Annotated in this window: 22 protein-coding genes; all 22 read right to left on the bottom strand. The window is 54.9% G+C overall.

The window, feature by feature from the left end; translation table 11 throughout:
- Positions 1-612: 612 nt before the first annotated feature.
- Positions 613-2,007: a hypothetical protein gene (locus FIU82_RS06025; protein ID WP_152440594.1), complete on the bottom strand. Its 1,395-nt coding sequence runs from the start codon at positions 2,005-2,007 to the stop codon at positions 613-615.
- A 10-nt stretch (positions 2,008-2,017) separates the two neighbouring features.
- A complete protein-coding gene (locus FIU82_RS06020; protein ID WP_152440593.1) occupies positions 2,018-5,422 on the bottom strand; it encodes a hypothetical protein in 3,405 nt (1,134 codons plus the stop codon).
- A 1-nt stretch (position 5,423) separates the two neighbouring features.
- Positions 5,424-5,681, bottom strand: coding sequence for a DUF1799 domain-containing protein (locus FIU82_RS18820; RefSeq protein WP_152440592.1), 258 nt, complete (start codon positions 5,679-5,681; stop codon positions 5,424-5,426).
- Between the two features lie 68 nt (positions 5,682-5,749).
- Positions 5,750-6,106 (bottom strand): hypothetical protein, encoded by a 357-nt coding sequence (locus tag FIU82_RS06010; RefSeq protein WP_152440591.1) that lies wholly within the window; start codon positions 6,104-6,106, stop codon positions 5,750-5,752.
- Between the two features lie 84 nt (positions 6,107-6,190).
- Complete coding sequence (locus FIU82_RS06005; protein ID WP_152440590.1) at positions 6,191-7,132, bottom strand: hypothetical protein; 942 nt, start codon at positions 7,130-7,132, stop codon at positions 6,191-6,193.
- A 10-nt stretch (positions 7,133-7,142) separates the two neighbouring features.
- Positions 7,143-7,550, bottom strand: a complete 408-nt coding sequence (locus FIU82_RS06000; protein WP_152440589.1) for a hypothetical protein — start codon at positions 7,548-7,550, stop codon at positions 7,143-7,145.
- Positions 7,550-7,855, bottom strand: coding sequence for a hypothetical protein (locus FIU82_RS05995; RefSeq protein WP_152440588.1), 306 nt, complete (start codon positions 7,853-7,855; stop codon positions 7,550-7,552). Before FIU82_RS05995 ends, FIU82_RS06000 begins: the two co-directional genes overlap by 1 nt.
- Positions 7,855-8,028, bottom strand: coding sequence for a hypothetical protein (locus FIU82_RS18635; protein ID WP_172972711.1), 174 nt, complete (start codon positions 8,026-8,028; stop codon positions 7,855-7,857). The genes FIU82_RS05995 and FIU82_RS18635 overlap by 1 nt, the downstream gene beginning before the upstream one ends.
- Positions 8,029-8,101: 73 nt before the next feature.
- On the bottom strand, positions 8,102-9,877 hold the full coding sequence (locus tag FIU82_RS05990) for a phage major capsid protein (protein WP_172972710.1): 1,776 nt from the start codon (positions 9,875-9,877) through the stop codon (positions 8,102-8,104).
- Between the two features lie 226 nt (positions 9,878-10,103).
- Positions 10,104-11,669, bottom strand: coding sequence for a phage portal protein (locus FIU82_RS05985; RefSeq protein WP_152440586.1), 1,566 nt, complete (start codon positions 11,667-11,669; stop codon positions 10,104-10,106).
- A 517-nt stretch (positions 11,670-12,186) separates the two neighbouring features.
- Positions 12,187-14,109 carry a phage terminase large subunit family protein gene (locus tag FIU82_RS05980; protein ID WP_253946358.1) on the bottom strand — a complete coding sequence of 641 codons (1,923 nt, stop codon included), beginning with the start codon at positions 14,107-14,109 and terminating at the stop codon, positions 12,187-12,189.
- A complete protein-coding gene (locus FIU82_RS05975) occupies positions 14,042-14,566 on the bottom strand; it encodes a terminase small subunit (RefSeq protein WP_152440584.1) in 525 nt (174 codons plus the stop codon). The genes FIU82_RS05980 and FIU82_RS05975 overlap by 68 nt, the downstream gene beginning before the upstream one ends.
- A gap of 444 nt (positions 14,567-15,010) precedes the next feature.
- Positions 15,011-15,676 carry a hypothetical protein gene (locus tag FIU82_RS05970; protein WP_152440583.1) on the bottom strand — a complete coding sequence of 222 codons (666 nt, stop codon included), beginning with the start codon at positions 15,674-15,676 and terminating at the stop codon, positions 15,011-15,013.
- A gap of 430 nt (positions 15,677-16,106) precedes the next feature.
- Positions 16,107-16,469 carry a hypothetical protein gene (locus FIU82_RS05965; RefSeq protein WP_152440582.1) on the bottom strand — a complete coding sequence of 121 codons (363 nt, stop codon included), beginning with the start codon at positions 16,467-16,469 and terminating at the stop codon, positions 16,107-16,109.
- Positions 16,466-16,681, bottom strand: coding sequence for a hypothetical protein (locus FIU82_RS05960; protein ID WP_152440581.1), 216 nt, complete (start codon positions 16,679-16,681; stop codon positions 16,466-16,468). The genes FIU82_RS05965 and FIU82_RS05960 overlap by 4 nt, the downstream gene beginning before the upstream one ends.
- A gap of 790 nt (positions 16,682-17,471) precedes the next feature.
- On the bottom strand, positions 17,472-17,882 hold the full coding sequence (locus tag FIU82_RS05955) for a type II toxin-antitoxin system HicB family antitoxin (protein ID WP_152440580.1): 411 nt from the start codon (positions 17,880-17,882) through the stop codon (positions 17,472-17,474).
- 52 nt (positions 17,883-17,934) lie between these two features.
- Positions 17,935-18,066, bottom strand: a complete 132-nt coding sequence (locus tag FIU82_RS05950; protein ID WP_253946349.1) for a type II toxin-antitoxin system HicA family toxin — start codon at positions 18,064-18,066, stop codon at positions 17,935-17,937.
- A gap of 116 nt (positions 18,067-18,182) precedes the next feature.
- A complete protein-coding gene (locus FIU82_RS05945; RefSeq protein WP_152440578.1) occupies positions 18,183-19,160 on the bottom strand; it encodes a ribonucleotide-diphosphate reductase subunit beta in 978 nt (325 codons plus the stop codon).
- Positions 19,148-20,902 (bottom strand): ribonucleoside-diphosphate reductase subunit alpha, encoded by a 1,755-nt coding sequence (locus tag FIU82_RS05940; protein ID WP_152440577.1) that lies wholly within the window; start codon positions 20,900-20,902, stop codon positions 19,148-19,150. Before FIU82_RS05940 ends, FIU82_RS05945 begins: the two co-directional genes overlap by 13 nt.
- Complete coding sequence (locus FIU82_RS05935; RefSeq protein WP_152440576.1) at positions 20,892-21,134, bottom strand: glutaredoxin family protein; 243 nt, start codon at positions 21,132-21,134, stop codon at positions 20,892-20,894. The genes FIU82_RS05940 and FIU82_RS05935 overlap by 11 nt, the downstream gene beginning before the upstream one ends.
- A gap of 51 nt (positions 21,135-21,185) precedes the next feature.
- Positions 21,186-21,365 carry a hypothetical protein gene (locus FIU82_RS05930; protein WP_152440575.1) on the bottom strand — a complete coding sequence of 60 codons (180 nt, stop codon included), beginning with the start codon at positions 21,363-21,365 and terminating at the stop codon, positions 21,186-21,188.
- A gap of 4 nt (positions 21,366-21,369) precedes the next feature.
- Complete coding sequence (gene thyX / locus FIU82_RS18815; protein ID WP_367648277.1) at positions 21,370-21,984, bottom strand: FAD-dependent thymidylate synthase; 615 nt, start codon at positions 21,982-21,984, stop codon at positions 21,370-21,372.
- Between the last annotated feature and the right edge of the window lie 8 nt (positions 21,985-21,992).

Genomic DNA, 21,992 nt, shown 5'->3' with positions numbered 1-21,992 from the left:
AAAGTGCGATAAGTCGCAGCGTCTAGCGTGTGGACTGTGCCCCCTGCGGTGGACCGAGAGTCGACGTCTGTCTCCCATTGGAACGTATGGCCTAGGTCGACGTTAAAAGTCGGTGAGAAGGACTCTCCGGCATAAATACGACCAATCTCGATATAACCGTCGGGGTTCGTTGGGTTACTGATAGTTAAGCGCCCACTCTGAGCGACGAAAACCTCATCGAACCAAAACGAACGCGAAGCGACGTTCCAGTCGGTATAAGAGGAGACGCCTAACGGGTCTTTACCCCAAACTAGATCGCCGAGGTTCTTAGGCACGTCACCAAGCAGGACGCCGGAGTCAAACACGACGTTACCCGTTTGGCCCGGGCCGTCATAAAGTACAATGCGGAGTTGAGCGTCACTCGTGAGGTTATGCCGCCAAAAGGCGAAGGCCTCAAGAAAGACGGGATCGTCCCAGCCGAAAAGGACCTCGACGTCGTCCGTCGTTTGAGTCCGAAAGGATCGGCTGTTGTTGTACTTTTGGGAGTTCGTTATCGGGAGACTCGGCTCGTTAGTGCCCGCGCTTTGAGTTAGGGAGGCGGAGTCCCACGCGTTAGCGTATAGAATGCGAGCGTTATCCATTAATTAGGACCCTTAATTCTGTGACGCCTTCGAGAGGCTCGTCGGTTATCGCTAGGACAACCGCGTCGACGCCCTTCTCCATACCAAAGTAAGGATAAATAAGGCGGACCTCTTGGCCTACTTCAAAAGCGAATGGAAGCGCGAAGGCGTTAACCTCGAAGACGCGGAGGGGTTTCTCGAAGAATTGCCGACGGCGTTCGGCCTCTGTGTCCGCTCCGGCCTTTTCGGCGAGAAGGACTTCGGCCTCTTTAAGTTCGGCGTCGGGATATATTTCTTCGATACCGGGAGACGTCTTTCGAACGTTCGAGAAGGGTTCCTCGTAGCCGTTCGCGTCTTGTGGTGTGTAGTTCTTTCGGTAGTTAAGATTTACCTCTGTTGCAGGACGTACACGGCGAAGGAAGGACACTCCGTCGAGGAGAATGTCGTCGGGTGTCAGGGCCACGCTTGATCCACCTTTAGGCCGATCGATAAGACCAACCTTAAAGACGTTCAAACGTGAGAAGCCCCAAAAACCCCCGAAGGTCTTAACGATACCGTCGAGAGCGTTTCGAAACGAAGTCGGATTCCGAGAATAGAAGCCCACCGCGTCAACCGGGAGCGTGTCCAAGGAAGCGGAGTCGATCTCAGTGTTACCGAGACGGCTAAGAATCTCGAGGATAATCCCCTTTGCTGTGGCCCCTCCGGCTCCCACCACATCAGCGGTAAGAGTGCCCGAAGGTTTAGAACTTAAGGTTATAGTCCCAGTGGTTAGATCTTTGGTGGCTGAGACAGCCGCGCCATTGACACGCACAGCGGAGATCGCTTCGACTGGTCCGTCATGGACAGCCCAAACGCGCCCCGCTTCGTCCACCTGTACGGGCCGGACGTTATGACATTGTCCAAAGCAAACAGGCTTTAAGGCGTCGACGTTCGGTCCTACCGTGAAGGTCTGCTCCGTCAAGGGGTCCGCGAGGTCTAGGCGTTCGGTCCTAAACTTAAGGACATAGTCGGAACGTCCCGTCGGTTCTAGGGCCTCAGCCGTAAGCACGGTAACAAGTTGAAACTCATTCCGCGCCCAACGCTGATCGCCTAGGTAAACACGGACCGACTGTCCGGCAAACTCGAAGAACGAGGCCTCGACGACTTCCGGGGAAGCCGCCAAAGAGACCGAGCCGACGGAGTTCGCCAGCGAGCCGGAGTTCTGCCCGCCCATATCTCGCCCATAGGACAAGCCCCCGAGGATAACGTCGTCGTAAGGGACGGACGCCGGGGAGTCGTCAGGGCGGGATATAAACGGACGGTTAGCAAGGCGGAGAGTCCCGGAGGACCCTTCCGCTAGATAGTCGACCTCGACGAGTACAGTCCGACGCTGATCGAGGCTTTCCAGCCAATCGACAAAAGCAGTCATCTAGATACTCCTATAAGTAAGGCCTTTCAGGTACTACAGGGGATACCCGGTCGCGAGGATTCTCGGCAACCAAGCGAGCAACGTCCCGGAGCTGGCGGGAGGTCTGCCCTTGATAGTTCTCGAAGGTCTTTAAGGTTCGGTTTAGCTGCGCCTGTGTGGCTTTGATAGACTCGTCGGCCTCGGCCTTAACGTCCTTCAATTCCTGCTTGAGCGTAGCCATTGATCGGTTCAGGGTTTCGTTAACGGTGGTTAGCTTCCCGGAGACGTCGTCTAGGCGTTCGTTAGAGCCGCTTAGCTGCTCGTTAACGGTCTCGTTTAGAGTGCTAACGCCTGAGACAATAGGGTCGCTAATTTTAGCCGCTTGCTCGTCTTCCTTTTCCTTTTGAGTTACCGGGTCGGTGGCCTCAGCCTCACCTATGATGGGCTTAAGGACGTCCTCGAGAGAACTCTCGGTTAAGGAGGCGAGACGTTCGCCGAGCTGCTCGAATTGACCGACAAGGTTCCCGGCCTCAAGCCATTGGACCATTTCGTCAGCCGTAAGGCCTTGATCCGAGGCTTCCTCGAAGGCTGCCCGGAAGTCGTCCCCATAGACGAGGCCCAACTCCTGCAAAGCGCCCTTCACTTGTGAGGCTGCACCCTCAAGGGAGCGCGTTAAGAGTTCCTGCTCCGTAAAGAATGCGGACTGGTAGCCCTGCATCAATGCGGTTAGGCGATCGGTCCCTCCGGCTGCCTGTACGACATCATCAGCGAATTTTAACTCACTGACCCCGGCGGTGGCGGCTAGTTCTTCTAGGCTTATGTTAATAGCCCCGAAGCCCTGCTCTACGACCTTAAGATGCTTCATAACACGGGTTAAAGTGTTGGACAGAAGCTCGCCCTCGATATGGAACTCCTCGAGAGTGTCCCCGAAGACTGCCTCGACAAGCGTCTCAGTCTGACCGACCATAAACTCGTTAAGCTTGGCGACTATTTCTTCCTGCTCTAGGCCGCCGAGTTGGATCTCCTCGTCGAAGCTAAAGTCCTCGAGGTAACGGTCTAGGCGTTTATAGTTAACGACCTGTGTGTCTTTAAGCCATTGCTCATAGTGCTTTTGTGGGTCATCCGTGTGTCCAAACAAGTCGTTAGCACTCTCATTTGGATGCCTTTGGGATACCGTAGCAACGTGAGTGATGCCTAGTTTATCGGCTGCACTTTCAACATTAGTAAGAACGCCGTCCATAACGGCCCCAAGCTCGCGGCTTAGTTGCTCGTTTCGGTCGTACTCCTCGCGGTAGCGATTGCCCCGCCAGAGTCCCCGGTCTTTCTTCTCTTTGTTGAAGTTGTAAGCCTCGAGGCCTCGCTCGTTGTCGTAACTCAAGGCGACGCCCGCCTCGTAGGTCTCCCACTCTGCACCAATAAGAGATCCCGCCACGGCTCCGATAACAGCGCCCACGGCTGCGCCGATAGGTCCGGCTGCGGCCATCCCTATGGTTGCACCCATAGAGCCGCCGATCCCGCCGTTGTTCCCTGCGGTATCCCCGAAGACGCCCCCGAGAATACCAGCCGCGCCGTAGGCCATGTTTGAGTAGCCAGCCGCGCCGCCGAATAGGGTCCCGCCGTATTGGTTCGTATATAGACCGTATTGGCTGCCCATATAGCCGCCGAAATTAGCGAAGCCTTGACCGATAGAGTTACCGCCGAAAAACGACGTAACATCATTAAGGCCAATCCCGCCGCCACTTCCGCCGCCGCCACTGAATATAGATCCAATGTCGAAACCACCGCCGCCACTTCCGCCGCCCGTAAAGGCTTGCTGAATGTTCATAACGATAGGTTTCGTAATGGCTTGGTGGGCCATTTCGGCGAGCATCTGCTTGAAGCCGTCGAGGATTGAGTCGAAGACGTCGGTCGCGTTACCTTCGATTATATCTAGCCAGCCATTAGCGAAGGCCTCGTCGATACGTTCGACCGCTTTGGTCCACGCGTCGGCGTAGGCGTTGGAGGCTTCCGTCTGTTCGAGGGTCGCGTCGTTAACTTCACCTAGTTTCTCGGTCTGGTTCTCCAAGGCCTCGGACGTGTTGTCCGTCGACTTGGCGGCCTCGTCGGCTGCCTCTTTTAAGGCGACCGTTTCTTCGGCCTGTTCCCGGGTGGCCTTTTGGGCGGCCCGGAAGTCCTCGACGAAGTCCTTACCGGGGGAACTGTTGCGTAATTCTTGAAGCTCGGATCGTGTGAGTCCTGCGGCACTTTTCATAGAGCCAAGGACCCCGGACACGTCGTCGCCTGTGATGTTGAATTGCTCCATTTCCCCGACGTTGGTCCGAATGTCTCGGGCAAGCTCTTGAAGTCCTTCCCCGGTTTCCCCTAGGAAGTCTCCGAACCCATCCGCCACTTCGGCAACCACTTCGCCGATCTTTTGGATAGCCAGCACAAAGGGCTTCATCGCCGCATCTAGAATCTCGGCGAGACCGTCTTCAAGTCCCGTGAGGAACTCAGCCGCAACGGCTCCGATTTCGGCCCATCCTAGTTCTACGGTCTTCATAACGATCCGTAGCTTATGGATTTGGTCCAGTACGTAGCCAATCCCGACGAGGGTCCCGTCGATTACCTGTTCGACGATTTTCTCCATGCCTCCCCAGTCGTCGATCACGTTGACAATGTCGTCGGACATACCGTCGAACGCGCCGGAGAGCTGCACGGTTAATTGGTTAGCGAAACCCTCTGCGGCTCCGCCTAATGTTTTAAACGAGTCGGCGGTCTCTTTGACCATCTGCGCGTCTACGTCGTCAAGGGTCACGCCCAAGACGTCGGCCTCGCGTTGGAGCTTCTTTAAGCCCTCCGCCCCGTCTTCAAGTAGAGGAAGCAAACGAGAGGCCTCGTCCGCTAGACTTTCTAAATAGAAGATCTTTTCGCCGTTGGTCCCTACTTCGTCCAGTCCCTCCGCAATAGCGAGGAGCTGTTCGTCAGGTTTCAGGGCCTTAAGCTCGTCTACTGATAAATTGAGATTGTCAAATAAGTCCTTAGCCTCTCCGCCACCTGTCGCGATAAAGTCGCCGATCTTGTCGCTGGTGTCCTTGAATATATCGCCCATTTTATCGGTGGAGATTCCAACCGATTCGGCGGCATACGACCAAGAGGACAGCGACTCGACCGAGACGTCGAACGCGGAGGCGGTGGCGTGAAGTTCCTTAATAACGTCGGTACGGAGAAGCGCAGCAAAGGACCCCGCCACGGCGGCGGCCCCTGCGATAGCGGCCCCTGCGACTCCGGCCTTTGTGGCGACCCCGCCAATTGAAGCGGCGAGGCCTTTCGACTCCTTAGACGAGGCTTTCGTCTGTTTGTCTAGTTTCTTAAGAGCGTCGTCGGTTGCTTTGATAGCCTTAACGCCGCCCTTGTGGTCGCCCTCAATAACGAGGCCGATCTTATACTGCTTTGCCATTTTAGCGCCTCATAGCTTGGAGATAGCCCCGCTCGAGACAAGCAACATCAGCAAGAAGCGGCCCTCGGTCCTCTTTGGGGACACCGTCGAGGTCCATTAGGAGATTAACGGCGAGATAGTCGAGTCCGATTATCCCGGAGGGTCCCGCCCTCCACTGAGTCAGGGCCTTAGTAAAAAGGTTTACGGCTGGTAGGGTTTCGGGCCATAGCTCGACCTCTAAGTCTCGAGCCTCCCCGAACTTCGCCGAGATGCCGGACATAAGGGCCAGCTCGTCGGCGTCGGTCGCCTCACGTCCCGCGCTGGGGTTCGCGAGGGCCTTCCCTACCTTTACGAGTTTTTTTGTTTAAGCTTGTCTAGGCTGAAATTAACGTCCATTAAGCCAGCCAATAACGGCCCGCGAATGTAAGCTTGTTCGATTAGGTTCGTTAGTAAGTCCTGCGAGAACTCGATCTCGTGACCGTCTTCGCCTTGAACGCCTTTAATATTGACGACGTTCTCTCGAAGGACTTGGTCCTCGCTCACTTCTTTAGCGCGGATCTTCTCGACTAAGGCGCGGGCCTCACTCACAGAAAGACGCTTGAACTCGGCCTCAAAATCGGCGGGTGTGGTCTTACCGAAGTCGCCCGGGATTTCTACTTTAATAACGCGCTTGATGGTGGTAACTGGTACGAATTTAAAAGCCATAGGGGTTATCTCCTCGTGTTTATGACTGAATGTAAAAAACCCCGAACGACGTCGGGGCTATTAGGGGGGTGTTAAATGTGTGTATTACTTGAAGGTAAGGACGATCTCGTCGTTACCATTGAGAGGTAAGAAAGACATACCTAATTGATAGGCAAGCTCGCCGTCACTGTCTGTGTGCGAAAGCGTGGTGAACTGAGCCGAGGGGGCTTTAATCTCGACGATATTACCCGCTAGCGTGCCATGAGTAAGAGTCACGGCTTCGGTTGTTGTGCCATCGTGCGACTCCACCAAGGCGTAAAAGTCCTTAGTTGCAAGCGCTGGGGCGTCGATAGTCGTCTGACCCGAAGGGGCACGATCTGCAATATTCACATAACGCGCGCCGGTAACGCTACGCATCGAGGTCTCGTTCGATATGTCCACCGAGAAGGCCGAGGCCTTAGCGGCATAAGCGCCAAAGGTTAAAGTCGTGTTGTCTTTCGATACGTACACAGGATCAATGAAGGCCGAGCGGTCCACGGTGATAGCCGCGACATCTGTCGGTTTCTCATAGAAGCCCAGGAAGGTGAAAGACATCACAGGCATTCCCGAGCGGTCAACGTTGAAAGACACCGAGCCACGGCATCCCGTAACGGCCTGTTGTTGGAAGCCGCCCGCGTCGTTGCGCTGTAGGTAATATAGAGTAACTGACTCGAAGCCGTCGCTCTTAGGCGTATAAGTAACGTCCGTTAAGTCGTTGATCGTCTCGCTGAAACCACAGGCACGCAACAAGGAGCCAAAAGCCGGAGCTGTGCCCGCTGTGCCTGAGCCAGCTAGTTCAACATCGAAACTAACTTCGACGTGAGGGTTAACGTTAATCTGTTCCTGAGCGCCTAGAGTCTCTCGGTCTAGGTCTCGCGAAATGGTGTTACCCGTGTAAGGGTTGATCTGTAGGTTTTTAGTCTGTACGCCGTCCGTGTTGATCGGACCCGCGTCGACACCGTACTCGGTTTCTAACTTCGCGAGTACAGTCTTAGCTTTAAATTTCATAGGTTCCCTTTTAAGTTCTAAAGGTTCGTTTCGTTGTGTAAGTCTCGATCCAAGCGTTTACCCGAGACGTGAAGTCCACGAGATCGCCTTCGCCAAGGGCCAAGGGGGAAAAGGAAGGGCCTATCTGTAAACCAAAAAGAAGGCGTCGGAGTTCCTCCAAGGCGTCGCCGAGAGGCTCGTCCGTTCCTGTTGGTTCGGGGGCCTTAGTGACTACGCAAAAGGAGTACACTTCTAGGTTTTCCTGTTGGAGGTAAAGATCCCCGCCCTCGGGTCCGCCTCGTGAGGAGGCCGGAAGGAGATAAACGGCGGGGAGTTCTTCTTCTCTGAATTTACTTAGGTCCGGGAGGTCACGGGAAAAGCGAACGGTCTTAAAGAGTGTCGATTCGTTTAACTTGTTGGTGATAGGTCTTATGAACATTACTCTACCTTAATGCGTGCCCGCTGCCCGTACTCGTCGAAAGTGACGTCTAGGACATAGTAGCTACGTCCGCTCACGGTCAAAGTCGAGTCGCGCCAGTCGAAGGGAACTTCGGCGGCTAAAGTCTCGAAATAGGTTTCGCTTTCGCGTCCCCGGTAGTCCCCCGCACTAAGGGCGGAGCCTTCTTCCACCGGGAGGACTGGGAACGAATAGGAGACGCCCTCGTAAGTCTTAAGGGTGGCGTCTAGGCCCATTGAGCGAAGGATCGAGCGCTCGGCCCTAAGTTCCATCGCTGAGTACGCCATTATTCGGCCTTATCAGCCTTGGCGCTTTTGCTTTTGGCTTTCTTGGGGGCTTCCTCTACTAGGTAGCCGCGATCGATAAGGTACGAAACGCGCTCCGCGTCGACCTCTACCGTGTCGCCTTTGCCTACGTGAGCGCCATCAACGACTTGATCTCGGGTGCTTTTAAATTTCATAAGTTAGCCTTTAAATGTGTGAGGTTAATAGGAGGGATAAGGAGGCCCGAAGGCCCCCACGAGGAGTGAACTATTAGCTAGTCTTAACGTCCTTCATTGCTGCGAAGCTTTCCGGGTGACGGACTACAGTGTCGACGTCTTGGAACGCCGTAACACGGACTGCGCCCTTCTTGTCTAGGCTGTATGGGTTAACCTGTAGATCTAGGCCGCCCCACATACCGATAATTAGGTCGGCGAAGTTGCCGAAGATAAGCGAGCTTAGGTCTGTACCTGTGCCCTTAACGCCGTTCTTAGGTACTTGGTTCGATACTGTAACCGGGTAGCCGTTCATGCTGTTGTCTGCGCCGTAGATAAAGCGACCTGAGTTCGCCGTAATCTCGGTTTGCTTAAGCTTGCCGCGCACTCGTGCATTCGTCAGGTAGCGTAATGTACCGATGTCGGCGTTTTCGTCGGCGATCGCTGTCTCTAGGTCAACGACGTGTTTCCACAGCGGAGCCGCGCCATTGTCACCGCCTACAACTGAGCCGATACCGTCCATATTTAGAAGGCCTTTAGGCTGGTTATTTAGACCTGAGCCGTTCAGCGCTGCGCGGTCAATCTCAAGGGCCAACACGCGGATTAACTCGTTTTGTACGAATTGCTCAATGTTAAGGCTCGATTGCTGCATCAGTTTACGTGATAGCTCGGTATATGCGCCCACGGTCTTAGGCGTAAGGGCGATCTGATCGAAAGTCGCTGAGGTTTCCGAAGGTTCGCCGTTTTCAGCTAACCAGAAAGCAGCCGCGCCGCCTGTTTGACGTGGAATAGCGATGTTACCTTCTAGGCCTGTTAACATGGTTGCGCCCGCGCCCATGATAGCTAGCTTGTTCTGTAGTAAGTCGATAAACGAACCGCTCATTAGGTCGGTCGCCACCAAGTTACCACCGTCCGCCGGGCTGCCTGCTGAGTGGGCACGTTGATGCGATAGGACTTCCTGCGGAATAAGGACGCCTTTGACTTCTTTGTTAGCCTTGCGGGCAGCTTGGGCGCATACGTCTAGCTCGAACGCTGCGGCTTTCTGCGCGGCTGAGTCGTTAGGGTTCGCCTGTGCGTTAATCAAACGAGCGAAACTAAAACGGTCTTTGTCTTGGTCGTCCATGCCTAGATCGGTCGTGCCTTCGGCTGGCTTTGCTTCAAAACCGCGAGACTCTAAGATCTTAGTGTTTAGGTCCGCCACACTGTCGCCATTAGCGATAGCTTGACGCGCCAACTCGTGAGCGCCGAATTTATCACCGATTGCGGTTAGTTCAGCCACTCGGGTGCGCTCTGCTTGTACTGCGTCGTTAGTGGTTTGAGTTGTTTGAGTAGTCATAACGGTTTTTTGTCCTGTAGTAGTTTGAGAAGAATCCGAGCTTGAAGGCTCGTCTTTTGGGGTTTGAGGTTCGGAGCCTTCCGGCTCGTCGGTGGGAGCGACGTCGGTCGGCTCGCTGCCTTCTTCGGTCGGGTTTTCAGGATCGGAGCTTTCCGGCTCGTTACCTTCTTCGGCGGTGTCGGGGGTCGGTGGGTCTGTTCGCTGCGCTGAGCGACCGATCCCGACTGTTGGGTCTGCGGGAACTGACACGATAGAGATTTCGAACGGTTCCCATTTAGTGACGCGGTAGGAGTCTTTGTCCTCGCCCTGCTTTTCGAGCTGCATCTCGTGGACGAAATAGCCCACAGAGATATTTGTCCGAATGCCGTCGATGATGTCGTTAAAGACCTCTTGACCTCGCTGGGAACGGCTAAAACGCACAATTGCACGGGCCACGCCGTCCGCGTCAATGCGAACGGACTCGACGACGCCGACCTGATCGGTCCAGTTATGATCCATCAAGACAGCGCCGCCGGAGCGTAGCCGAGAAAAGTCGATAGAGCCGTCTTTATGGTCGAGAATCTCGTCTCCGAACCATCGCTCATAAGGGGTTTCACTTGAGAAGGCTAGCTCGACGGTCCGCTTCTCCTCGTCGATTTCTAAGGATCGGTTCGCCTCGGTTAGAAGCTTTAAATAACCTTTGTCCTCGCGAGGGTCGCGGACCTGTTCGGAGCCTTTAAACTCGTTAATTGTCCGGGTCTGTTTCTCCGTCGGTGTTGGTTTGTTCATTGTTGGGGGGTTCCTGTGGTTCGGTCGTAATGCCTAGAGACTTGAGAAGCTCCTCCTCCTCGGCGATCTCGCGCCATACGTCCGCCGGGTCGTCGCCCTGCTCGCGGATAATTGAGGAACGCGATCGGATCTTGAGAGTGAGGGCTTTTTCGTGCGCCGAGATGTCCTTCAAGGGGTCGACCCACTGCCAACGGCGACCCGCAAAGGCACGAGCGCGATAGCGGTCAATGTGGGCACTGTTAAGGGTTTTTCCTGAAGGCATGACCAAGACGTCACGAAGGAGAGAGGCTTCAAGCCAACGATCGAAGATTTCGTCGAGGATATTCTCAATCATCCAGTTTTGGACGGCTTTCCAAAAGTCGCGGTCCTCTAGAACTGCCTGTCGAATACTCGAATAGTTAACACCTTCGAGGTCGTTCGCTAGGGAGTTGTAAGAGACGCCAAGACTTGAGGCGATGCCCCGGAGAATGCCCTTAACAAAAGGACCGTAAGCCGTGGGCGCATGGTCGCCGCTCCATTGGTGGACCTTGGCGCCATTCTCGATGTAGTGGAATGCGCCCGACTCGGCCTCGATCTGAGGTTCTTCGGGGTATTCGTCGAAGTCTTCCTCGTAGTCGCCGACGGCGTTAACACCTTCGAACGACCCGCCATCCTCGCCTCGCTCAATGAAGCCCATTGTCGAAGCGGCAAGCCGTGAGGCTACCAATTCGGCGGACTCGTACTCGTCGAGCATTTTTAGGCGGAACATAGCGGCGGCTAAGTGAGGAACGCCTCGGATCTGGTCGGCGTATTCGATAAGGAAACGGTGTATAACGTGCTTAGCGGCGACACGAATCGCGCCTTTGCCGCCCGTCTCGTAGTACGCCTTATGGGTGGTGTCTGTACTCTTGAAGTGGTACGCAATGACACGGCCCCGGCTGTCCGTCTCGATCCCCATTTTCACGGGGTTGCCTCCGTGGTCGCCTTTATGGTTGACGTCCAAGGACTGCGGGTCGACGAACTTAAAGGACAGGCCGAACTTATTCTCGTCGCTGCCCGTGTATTGCAAGAGAATTATCTCGCCGTCTCGGAAGAGCGACTCGGTCGCGACGTTCTGAATGTCCCAAAGGCTCAAGCGGTCTTGGGCGCATGGAACACCTTTCGCCGAAAACTCCTTCCATCCCTGCTCAATTGCATGGCGGGCCGGGTCGTCGGGTTTACCACTCGATCGGGTGACTTGTGACGTCATTTTAAAGCCTGTCGGGCCTACGACGTTGGATTTAGCCATTTGAAAGAAACGGCGGATATAATCCGAGTTCTTGGCTAGGTCCCGAGACCGCGTCCGTAAGGCTGTTAAGTCCCGCTCGATTTCTTGGTTAATTGGCGTCCCTTGGGTGAACCAAGAGGCCACAAGACGAGAGGACTCAGCGCCTCCCCACGCCCCGCGATTCGCTTTAATGGCACGGGGTAAGGGTTTCGGAGGGGTCTTCGGGGTGGACTTCGTTTCGGGGGCCTTGCGGCGGCCTATAAAGGGGATTCTCATCGGAAAACTGCTCCTATGATTCCTTTGCTGCCAGCCTTACGGGCCTTCTCCCGGGCTACTTGACGGGCGAGACGTGACTCAATAGCGAGTAGTTGCTCGAACGTGTAGCGAGAGAGGGTCCGTCCTGCGTACTGGATCATTTGCTGATCGTCTGTCGCTTTCCCTTCGAGAAGGTCCCGGATTGCGCTTAGTGTGCGTTCAGCCTGAGAGCGTCGGTCGTGAGCCTCCGTGAGGTTCGGGAGAATCTCGAGGCGTTGGCTGGACACTTGGACGCGCTCGTCGTTGCGCTCGGCATACCCGATCAAGGTGTACAGGCCCGGAGTAAAACTCGCAGACTCAGACGACCCTAAGCGGATCGAGTAGTCGTCCCCTAGGGCTGTCGCCGTCAGGGTGTGAACGTGGGACGCATTCGTAAGGGAATACTTAAACGACCAACCGTCCGAGGCAGGATGCCCCGGGACGGCTACGACCCACGAGGCGGAGTCTCCGGCGTTTAGCCGTTTGGGTGCGGTATTTGCTACCATCTGCGGGGTCCTCGTCTAGCTGGTCGGGAAGCGGGTCGAACGGCGGACCGTCGGCGCTTCCTGTGGGTTTGAATGTCGGAGGGCGTGAGACTGTCCTCCTCGGTGGGGTCCGGCACTGGGTCCGGCTTAGGGTTGAGCCTGTGGAAAACGGCTCTAAGGTTCGGGTTAAGGATCTCGTAAGCTGCCAAGGCATAGACAAAGCAGTCTAGGGCCTCGTTTCGCGGACGGGTCTTAACGAACTCGTGAACGGCGAAACCCTTAACGTACTTCGTGACACGCTTCTCGGCTGTTAACTGTTCGAAGAACTCCTCGTCAATAAGAGGGGCCTCCCGTGGGAAGTGAACAAAGCCGGGGCCTGTCTTGTCGATGCGTAAACGGGAGAAGATCAACTCTTTAGCGGTAGAAACGCCAATCGAATAGAGCTTAATTTTCGCCTTGTTGCTTGTTGAAGGTCGCGAGACTATAGGGGCCGACTTGTTACTCGAACCCTTGATCGCGTAGATATTGCGGAAAGCGCGAGGCTTAACGAACTTATAAACGGCGTCCGTGTAGTGGCCCCCGGTGTCTATCGCAGCGGCGGCAATCTTTAGGTAATTGCCCGATTCATGCTCGAACGCTGTTAGGAGGTACTCGTCGAGACGCTTCCATAATTCGGAACGTCCCGGGTCGCCCTCGAAAACTCGATGCTCTACGACCCACGATTCGCCCTCGAAGCCCCATCCGTAGACGGTCGCCTCGAGTCGGTCGTCCTGCACGTCGATCCCTGCGGTTAGAAGGAGCGCGTCCTTCGGGACCTTAGTCGGGTAGAACTCACGACGAGCCATAAGAGGGGACGCGTCGACGCCCTCGCCTTCTTCTTCCCAAGTCTCCGCAAGGGAAACGTTGACGAAGGATTGCAAGTCGTTGGAGGCTTTCTTCTCGAGGAAGCTTCGGACAATGTCGCGCCATTTACGGAACGGGGAATATAGCTCCGATAGGTGGAAGGAGGCGTGTCCTCGGAATGGCTTCGAGGCTATCCAGCGGCCCCGGCGCAGCATCGCGGGCTTATGACCGTCGTCGATACAACCGCCGCAATGTTTACAGGCATAAGTCGCAGTTTCGGGAAGGTGTTCGCCGTTCTCGTCTTTCTGCCACGTCACTTGGCCCCAGTCGAGACGCTGTTCTTCGCCACAGTGAGGACAAGGGAGGTAAAAATAACGCTGATCGCCTTGGAGGAACGAGTCTTCGACCCGTGAGGCCCCCTTAACGGTCGGCGTGGAGGTTACAACTAGAAGACGCTGATCGCCGAAGGTCGCGGCCCGTTGCCAAAGTAGGTTTATCGGGTCCCCTTCGGGCGTCGTCTCGTAGCCGTCGACCTCGTCGGTCAAGATTACAGGGGCAGATCGCCCCCGCATGGTATTTGGTGAGCCGGACCAAGCGAACATTAAGAAGCCGCCCGGATAGGACTTCATGCGGGAGTTATTCACTCCGTCGCGTCCTCGGGGCTTGGCGACAAGTTCCTCGATCTCGGGTGTATCAGTTAATAACGGGTTTAGCTTTGTCTCGAGCCAAGTCGATAAGTCCCCCTGCGTGGGGTGCATCATCATCTGGCTTCGCGGGTTTTGGTGTATCCCGTAGCCTAGAATATTGTTAATTATCTCGGTTTTGCCTAACTGAGCGCCCCACATTAGGGTTACACGCTCGACGCGAGGGTCCGAGGCGCAGTCCATCGGCTCGCGTTGGTACGGTGCGCGGTCGACTCGATAGCGACCCGGCTCCGCGTTCCCGGCTGAGATAATTCGGTATTTCTCGGCCCATTCCGAGACGGTTAACTTAGGGAGGGGCTTAAGGTTCCTTGATAGGGCGACTTTAATCGCTAGTTCTAAGGGCTTCGGCTTCCCTAATAGCTTCGTTATGTAACTCTTGAAGGAGTTCATTAACTTCACGGTCTAGGGTTTCCTTTATGACATCGACGTCCGTCTCGCCCACGACTAGGGGAGCGGTCCGTCTCGGTAGGTTCAAGAGCTGGGCGCGTAGGTTCGCGACCGCGTCGGCTATCGTTGCGACTGCATCCTCGATCAGGACGACAAGGCCCTTTTTCTTGGCGAGGTCTATCTCTGCGGACTCGGTTTCCGCTTGCAGTTTCCGACGTTGTAACTCTCGGTTTGAGTTCTTGGCGGGGTCGTCGTGTTGATCCTCTGCGAATATGCCTCGGGGATTCTCTTTCGTTATGCGGTGCTTGACGTGCCAGTCCAAGACGTCCGCCGTCTCAAACTCGGCTTGTTGGCCTTTCTTGCCTTTAGTTTTGATCGGCATCCCGCGTTCGACTCGGGCGTCTACAGTGGGACCGCTTATCCCTAGGATCTCCGCTAACTGTGCGCGGTTGACAATCATTTGATGGGTCTCCGTGGTATCACTTGATTAAATAAAAGTGCCCTAAAATCCCTCGCAGAATTGAAACACCGGGGTGCGAATTACCCTCGGGCTAGCGGCTGGGAAGGACCCGTCGTCCTCGCCCTGTAGTCCTCTCCGCTGGCCTCTCCTACTGCTGCCTATGCAATGCCATTGCCTCAAAGGTTGAGCGCTAAGGCGTGGCTGTGCGTGGCTGTACGAGGGGCCTAGGGGAATGACTCGGGGGTCATCTCTCCGGGGGTTTCGTGGTGGTTATTCACACGAGCGCCCAGGAGGTAACGGGCTAGCCTGTGGGGATTAGCTCGGGGGTAATTCGCGGGGCCTCTCCTCGGTGACTTCATTAGGTTTAACCTAGTGAGTGCCCAAGGGAGGCGGCCCCGGGGGTGGGGGGTATGGTGGGGGTAATTTTAAGGGGGGGCCGGGTTATTAATCCGAGGCTGGGAGCGCCTTATCTAGGGCCTTATCCAGTGCCTTGCGGAATGTCCTCTCGACTGTCTCGGCGACTGTCTCCTCGAACTTCACTCGCTTGCTGTACTTAGGCGTACCAACACCAACAAGAGCGAGCCGAAGGTCCTTCCCTCCCCTCATGCGTTCAAACACGAGAGGCCTTTCGTCCCTATCATCTTGGAACATGAAGAACTTACCGTCGGGACGCTTGGTCTCCTCGAGTATCTTTCGGGCCTTGGCCTTGGTGATGTTGCCCCCTCGGCCTGTCTGATAGGCCTTCGTAGGGATAAAGTAAGTATCCCGGGGGATATTATTGCGGGTGAATAAGCGGGAGGCTTTTAGGCCTACCTCGAGGCCCTTCTCGTCACGAGTGCCCCCTTCGATTTGTGCTTCCATATAGCGAGCTACTTCGTCCCTTAGATACACAAGGGCACGGAGGTTGCGCTTAGAGGCTTTATCGTAGCGAACACCGCGAAGGGTGAACGGGATGGGGGCATCTAGGACGCGGGCCATGTGAGACTGTAGGGCTAACCGGGATTGGTAAGCCACATCGTTTATAGCGAGGCTTGTCGCATAGGGAACTTGATCCCCGGCTTCCTTAAGTTTGTCCATAAGGGGATCTACGTTGCTTTTAAAGCTGAGCATCTATAACTCCATATTGAGACCCCCGGGGGGTACTTTTAGAAACAGCCTCCACCGCCGCTATCAGAGGACGAGAACGAGGAGGAAGAACAAGAGGACGAGAACGACGAGAACGACGAAGACGAGTCCATATAAGCGGGCGTATAGCTCGGGCTGTGTGTGCCCGTATGCGAGGCTTTCGGGGTCCGCCTAGGGGAAGCCTTCGGTCCTGTACTTTCGGGCCGTGAGGGGGCGCGAGTGGCCTCTCGGACGGACTTAAGGGCCTTCTTTCGGGCCTCTCGTCGTTGGGCGGCCTGTTCGGCATAAAAGCGGCGCGTCTTAACGACCCGTCGATGGTGTGAGATCGTGAGGTATAAGAAGAATAGGACGGCTAGGACGAAACACACGCCTATAACAAAATTAGGTGACATAGAGCTTATTTCCTATGGTTGAATTACTCGGGTTCTTTCTTGGTGCGGAAACGACGGACGACGCCCTCGAGCGCACCGCCTCCAAAGTAGAAAATGTTTATCATTAGGACGATCGGGGCTATGCCGTCGGGGTTAGTCAGTAGCTCCACTTGGGGGGTAACGTCACGCCAAAAAGAGGCGATAGCTGTAACCAACCAGAAAACGGCATAAGGGACCGAGAAGATGACAGCAAGGAAACGCTGGGCCACCTTGAAGGGTTCGTAAAGCTTAAGGAGAGTCGCAAAGTGGGCGGACTTCTCCTCGTCCGTGTAGAAGGTCGCGTCGATACCGTCGGCGGCTTTGTCTACTATGTCACCCCCTGAGAATAGGGTCTTAAAGATACTCACGGGGTCCACTCCTTAGCCCACATTGTCGGCAAGTCGTCCGTGTACCAATAAGCTAAGGTCTTGAGGGCTGAGCCTAGGTCCTTAAGCGTGGCTAGGATAGACATAACCACCAATAAGGGCGGCAAGAGGACGGCCCAAAAGGCGAGGACTAAACGACGTACCCAAGGGGACGGAATGTCGCGTACTGGTTTAATTAAGTTTGGTAAGCGCATGGTGCTAACTCCTTGTTGGTTAAATCTTAAGAGATACCCCCGGGAGGACGGAGGGGGGAAGGCTTGACGGGAGCGGAGGGAAACAAGGAGGAAAAACCTCCGAGCCGCTGGGCCGTGTGTCCTAACGAGGGAAGGAGAATAAAAAACCTCGGGAGTGCCCGGGGGTATTTCTTAAGATTCAATAAGGGTGAATAGTTGGGATAAGCCCCTCGCGGGGCTGGTCTTAGGGGTGCTCTGCGACGTGCCGGAGGAGTTCCTCTCGGACGCGCTGCACTTCGGTCTGTAGTTTGGCTTGTTCTTTCTCTAGCTTTACGTTTTGGGACTCCAAGGCTCCCATCTTGGCTTGGGTCACTATGGTGATGTCCCACGTCTGATCGAGCTTGTTCTCGAGTTTCGTTAAGCTGGTCTCGACGTTCTTCGTAAAGTAGACCGTAAAGCCTTGCAATATGGCGAACACGATACCGAGGAGAGTCGGTCCCCATGTTCGGACATTGCTATCGGTCCTTTGGGTCATTAAGAGGCCTTAAGGTTTGTTGCTGGTTAATGTTTAGTGAGCGGAGAGGTTCCCGAGGCTCGTTCGGATGGTTCTCCTTTGAGGCGGGAAGACTCTCCCACAAGACGAAGGGGAAGAAGCTCGAACCTATAGACGGTCATAAGGACTATCAAGGGGATTGTCTTAAAGACTGTCTTAAAGGTTACACTTCGGCTTGTGTTCTTTCTCCTATGTGGGGGGACAATTCGGGAGGCCCCGTCGTTACTGGGTTTCAGCAATTCGGGGGCTAAGGGTTTTTTAGGCCTTTTCGAGGGTATTTAGGGCTGCCAACTGGAGGAAATTCGAGCGGTTTTTAAACTCGGGGTGAGTAAGGACAAACTCGTCGATTTTCCTCGTTAGTAGGTTCGGCAAGGTCACATTGATTTTTGACGACTTACCGAGGAACGGCTCGACGTCTATCTGTACGAAACCAAGCACCCATCCCTTATACTCGTCCATTGCGGCGACGTCTTTTAGGTCACTAGGGGCCGGGGGTAATTCGCCCTGCTCCGCTAGACCTTCGAGATGGAACTCGATCGCCTCTTTGGTGTTCTCGAGGGCTTCGTCCATGCTATCCCCTGCGGAATAACAACCGGGTAGATCGTGAACGACCACGCCGAAGGCTGTGTCCTCGTTGCCTAACTCTATTGCTACTGGGTATATATACATAATTGCCTCTTTCGTCTGCCTTGGGGGTTTGACTGCCATCGGAAAAGCGGGACTAAAGCCCCGCGTCCTTGAGTATCTTATGTAACAGTCCCTTACCTAAATCCTTTCGTGGGTGTGGAACCGTTATTAAGTTCGGTTTATCAGGGTGTTTTAATTGACAATGAGAGCTTTTCCTATGTCTCACTACTCGCCACCCTGCCGACTCTAACTTCTTGATTAACTCATGGCTTTTCAAACCTCCTCCGTTTGTCTGTTTAACTTGGGGTTATTATAACCCTACGGAGGCAAGAGTCAATCATTTTATAACTCCAATAACTCTAAAGTTTCGGGATATTCCCACTCGCCCGCCATATTACCGACCGAATAGTCAGCGACACGCTGTTCGAAAAAGTTCGTTAGCTGGTCGCCGAGTAATTCCTCGATCCAAGGCGACGGGTTTTCCTTTACCCCGTAGTTGCCCTTAAAGCCTAGGCCAATAAGACGGCGATCGGCTATATAACGGATATATGCCTTAAGCTCGTCCTTTGACAGCTTCGGGGGCTGGCCCTGCTCGTAACACAGATCGATAAACGCGTCCTCTAGTTCGACCGCTTGGCGGGTCATTTCGTAGGCCTTGCGCTTAAACTCGTCTGTTAATACGTGGGGATGTTCGGCAACGTAAGTGCGGAATAGTTGGGTCATTCCTTGGACGTGTTCGGTCTCGTCCTTAATGCTCCACTCTACGACCTTGGACATTCCGAGCATTTTCCCGGATCGCTTATAGGTCAACAACTGAGCGAAGGCACTAAATAGACAAAGGCCCTCGTTTAACACCGTTTTGACCAAGGCCTCGGCGACGTCCTGATCTGTCTCGGTTGAGTTCTCAGCACTAAAAGCCGCCTTGCTGGCCATCTCCTCGTAGTCGAGGAACGCGGAGAACTCCTCGTCGTCTAGACCTAAAGTCTCGTTCAACAAGGCATAGGCGCGTTGATGGATGCCCTCACGAGCCGCAAAGGCGAGCAACATACAGCGGATCTCGTTATTCTGGAACACTGGGATAAAGTAGTCGCAATAGTTAGCGCCGACTTGTGTGTCCGACTGAGTGAATAACCTTAAGATCTGCGTTATATGGTTTTTCTCGTGGGCGGCTAGCTCCCCGGTGTGCCACTGGTTAACGTCGTCCTGTAAATCGACCTCGCCTTCGTGCCAGTGGATTTGCTCGTGCTTGTTGGCTATCTCCATAGCCCAAGGGTACTTAAAGGGTTTATAACAGAGTGTTGGGGTCATTAAGCCTGACATGCTACGCACTCCTCTTGTGTTGGTTGAGCGTCCCCGAGGGCGACGCGTTGGATCTGCTCCCCTACTTTGTCGGCCTTAGCGACTGACTCAGTACGGAAGTAATAGAGGCCCTTAAGGCCACGCTTCCACGCTTCCAAGTGGACGCGGTTCACATAGGCCCGGGGACTCCCGGCGGGAAAGAAAAGGTTAACGCTTTGGCCTTGGCAAATATGCGCTTGGCGGTCAGCGGCGTGACGAACGACCCAAGACTGATCTATCTCGAATGCCGTTTTAAACACTGCTTTGACCTCGTCGGGTAAGCCTTTGAGGTGCTGCACTGAGCCATCATTCGCCACGATACTGCGCCACGTCTTAGCGTTGTCGAGGCCATGCTCGCGAAGTGCGTTAACTAGGTGCTTGTTTCGGATCGTGTGTGACCCTGCCCGAGTGTTATGCACATAAGCATTAGACTTAATCGGCTCGATAGACGCGGACGCTCCGGCAATCATTGACGAGTTAGCGTTCGGTGCAATTGCCAAAAGGTGAGCGTTTCGGCGTGTGTAGCCCTGCTCGGCTAAGTCCGGCGCGGCTCCTCGTTCTTGGCCTAGCTTCTCGGAAGCCTCGGCGGCCTCTTTTGCTATGTCCTCAAAGATCATACGGTTAAGACTCGCTGCGGCCTCACTCTCGAAGGCTAAGCCCATAGACTGCAATAAGCCGTGGAAGCCCATCGCACCGAGGCCTAGGTCACGCGAACGCATTGCAGAGTAACGAGCCTTTGCGATGTCGTCCGGGGCGTGTTCGATAAACTTCTCGAGGACGTTATCCAAGAAGCGGATCAGGTCGGTGACTAAACCAGTGCTACGCCACTCGGGCCACTTCTCCAAGTTAAGCGAAGACAGACAGCAAACCGCTGTACGTTCCTCGTTCGTTGGGAGGTGGATCTCGTTGCACAGGTTCGAACCGTATATCTTAAGGCCCGCTGCTTTAAGTGCCGGGTGTAGCGCCTCGTTAGCTGTGTCGATAAAGTTAAGGTAAGGCTCGCCAGTGCGTGAGCGGGCCTCGAGGATTTTCTCCCAAAGCTTACGCGCTCGGATTTCGCCTCGTGGCTCTCCTGAGTGCGGGCACTTGAAGACGTGTGTCTCGTCCTTGGCGACCTTCTCCATAAAAGAGTTAGTTAGGTTTATCGCGTTGTGTAGGTTTAGACACTTTCGGTTAATGTCTCCGCCGCTTGGGACTCGAATCTCGAGGAACTCCAGCACGTCGGGATGATCCACCGATAAATAAGCCGCATAAGCGCCTTTACGGGTTTGTCCTTGCTTGTATGCCGTGACGGCTGAGTCGGCGACCTTGAGGAATGGGATCGGACCGGGGGCCTTTTTGGAAACCGCTCGGATGTTGTCCCAGTGTCCACCGACGCCGCCGCCTTTGAGGGTTAGCCAAGCTAGCTCACTCTGATGACCGACGAGACTCTCGAGGTTGTCTCCCACGAAAGAGAGGAAGCACGAGATCGGCAAGGCCTTCATAGGTTCGCCCGGTTCTACGGCATTGGATAGCACAGGGCTAGCCGCCATAAACCACTGTAAGGAAATAGCGTCGTAAATACGCTGCGCGAAGGACTCGTCGCCATTCGCATAGAAACAGGCCATACGAGCATAAGCGTCTTGTGGCGAGACGTCGCCGTCGCGGAGGTAGAACTTCTCGACTAGCTCGCGGGCTTGGTCTGTGAGAAGCGCGTCTCGTGTATAGTCAATATTAACGCGCATAGGCCCGAGCCTCCTCGATACACTTAGCGCCCGAGGCGATGTTCTCGCCGTTGACGTACATTAACGGAAGGGAGCGGCTACGGGCCTTAGCTAGGTATTGCGAGGCCTTCTCGGCGTCCTTGTCGACGTCGATTTCGGTGTACTCTAGGCCCAGGGCCTTAAATACTGATTTAACGCTCGTACAGACTGGGCAGCCTTCGGAGCGGCTTAGGATTGTAACTTGGGAAGTCATTCAAAAACCTATTGTATTGGGGGGAATTTGGAGGGAGGAGGAAAGGCCGGGCTAGACGACCTGCCCGTTAACACGCATCGTAAAGCTGCGCTTTTTAGGCTGTTCGGCTTCACGGTTCTTTTCGCCGGGCTTGCCGAAGATACGCTCGTAGTTTTCGCGGTAAGCGTCTGAGTTTTCGCCCTTGCGTCCTGATCGGATCGGGCCGTTTGTATGGATATTACCTTCTGCCATGTTCTTAATTATCCTTTAGGGTTTGCCAACAATGAGGGAATAAAGGGGAGATAATGTCGTCGAGTAAGCCCGCGAAGTCTTGGGCCTCTCGTTGCGCTGTCCCCTCGGCTCGTAAGCGGTAGCAGTGGAAAAAGGACGTTAGGGACCCGGTCCATACCCACGAGGTGAGCATATTTTGGGGCAGTTCCCCGCGAGCTAACTCCGGGGCGACACCGAGTTCGAGCATCCTCTCGTAAGTTCTGCGGGCGGTCTGCTCGTTGACCTTGTGGAGGAGTTCGACCTCGTAGAGTGCGCCTCCGGCTAACGGTGCGCCGCTCCCCTGCTTAATCGACTTGTCCGGGCGCTTTCGCCATTCTGCGGGGGTGAAGAACTCCGGGTCAGTGTCGACGTAACGCCGTGAGGTTTCATTCCAAGACATCCCGACTTGGTGCTTTCCAAGTTGACGGGCAAGCCATATCGGGGCGGTAACTCGGATCGTTACTGCGGTGTGTCTGAATGGTGACGTGTGTTCGTGACGGGCAAGGAAGTCGATCAGGCGGACGTCTTTCTCGTCCATCTCTGTTTTCCATTTGTTGAAGGAGACCCGGGCCACGTTAGCGACTCGAAGGTCATCCCCCATGCTGTCGA

The organism is Pseudoalteromonas sp. THAF3, from assembly GCF_009363775.1.
GTDB classification, from domain to species: domain Bacteria; phylum Pseudomonadota; class Gammaproteobacteria; order Enterobacterales; family Alteromonadaceae; genus Pseudoalteromonas; species Pseudoalteromonas ruthenica.
The sequence above is the reverse complement of the archived record's forward strand: the minus strand, read 5'-3'. Positions and strand labels throughout refer to the sequence as shown.

Excerpts from the sequence above, each read along its gene's own strand:
- FIU82_RS06025 (WP_152440594.1), bottom strand. The coding sequence starts at position 2,007 with ATGACTGCTTTTGTCGATTGGCTGGAAAGCCTCGATCAGCGTCGGACT.
- FIU82_RS06020 (WP_152440593.1), bottom strand. The coding sequence starts at position 5,422 with ATGGCAAAGCAGTATAAGATCGGCCTCGTTATTGAGGGCGACCACAAG.
- FIU82_RS18820 (WP_152440592.1), bottom strand. The coding sequence starts at position 5,681 with ATGTCCGGCATCTCGGCGAAGTTCGGGGAGGCTCGAGACTTAGAGGTC.
- FIU82_RS06010 (WP_152440591.1), bottom strand. The coding sequence starts at position 6,106 with ATGGCTTTTAAATTCGTACCAGTTACCACCATCAAGCGCGTTATTAAA.
- FIU82_RS06005 (WP_152440590.1), bottom strand. The coding sequence starts at position 7,132 with ATGAAATTTAAAGCTAAGACTGTACTCGCGAAGTTAGAAACCGAGTAC.
- FIU82_RS06000 (WP_152440589.1), bottom strand. The coding sequence starts at position 7,550 with ATGTTCATAAGACCTATCACCAACAAGTTAAACGAATCGACACTCTTT.
- FIU82_RS05995 (WP_152440588.1), bottom strand. The coding sequence starts at position 7,855 with ATGGCGTACTCAGCGATGGAACTTAGGGCCGAGCGCTCGATCCTTCGC.
- FIU82_RS18635 (WP_172972711.1), bottom strand. The coding sequence starts at position 8,028 with ATGAAATTTAAAAGCACCCGAGATCAAGTCGTTGATGGCGCTCACGTA.
- FIU82_RS05990 (WP_172972710.1), bottom strand. The coding sequence starts at position 9,877 with ATGGATCATAACTGGACCGATCAGGTCGGCGTCGTCGAGTCCGTTCGC.
- FIU82_RS05985 (WP_152440586.1), bottom strand. The coding sequence starts at position 11,669 with ATGAGAATCCCCTTTATAGGCCGCCGCAAGGCCCCCGAAACGAAGTCC.
- FIU82_RS05980 (WP_253946358.1), bottom strand. The coding sequence starts at position 14,109 with ATGAACTCCTTCAAGAGTTACATAACGAAGCTATTAGGGAAGCCGAAG.
- FIU82_RS05975 (WP_152440584.1), bottom strand. The coding sequence starts at position 14,566 with ATGATTGTCAACCGCGCACAGTTAGCGGAGATCCTAGGGATAAGCGGT.
- FIU82_RS05970 (WP_152440583.1), bottom strand. The coding sequence starts at position 15,676 with ATGCTCAGCTTTAAAAGCAACGTAGATCCCCTTATGGACAAACTTAAG.
- FIU82_RS05960 (WP_152440581.1), bottom strand. The coding sequence starts at position 16,681 with ATGCGCTTACCAAACTTAATTAAACCAGTACGCGACATTCCGTCCCCT.
- FIU82_RS05955 (WP_152440580.1), bottom strand. The coding sequence starts at position 17,882 with ATGTATATATACCCAGTAGCAATAGAGTTAGGCAACGAGGACACAGCC.
- FIU82_RS05945 (WP_152440578.1), bottom strand. The coding sequence starts at position 19,160 with ATGTCAGGCTTAATGACCCCAACACTCTGTTATAAACCCTTTAAGTAC.
- FIU82_RS05940 (WP_152440577.1), bottom strand. The coding sequence starts at position 20,902 with ATGCGCGTTAATATTGACTATACACGAGACGCGCTTCTCACAGACCAA.
- FIU82_RS05935 (WP_152440576.1), bottom strand. The coding sequence starts at position 21,134 with ATGACTTCCCAAGTTACAATCCTAAGCCGCTCCGAAGGCTGCCCAGTC.
- FIU82_RS05930 (WP_152440575.1), bottom strand. The coding sequence starts at position 21,365 with ATGGCAGAAGGTAATATCCATACAAACGGCCCGATCCGATCAGGACGC.
- thyX (WP_367648277.1), bottom strand. The coding sequence starts at position 21,984 with ATGGGGGATGACCTTCGAGTCGCTAACGTGGCCCGGGTCTCCTTCAAC.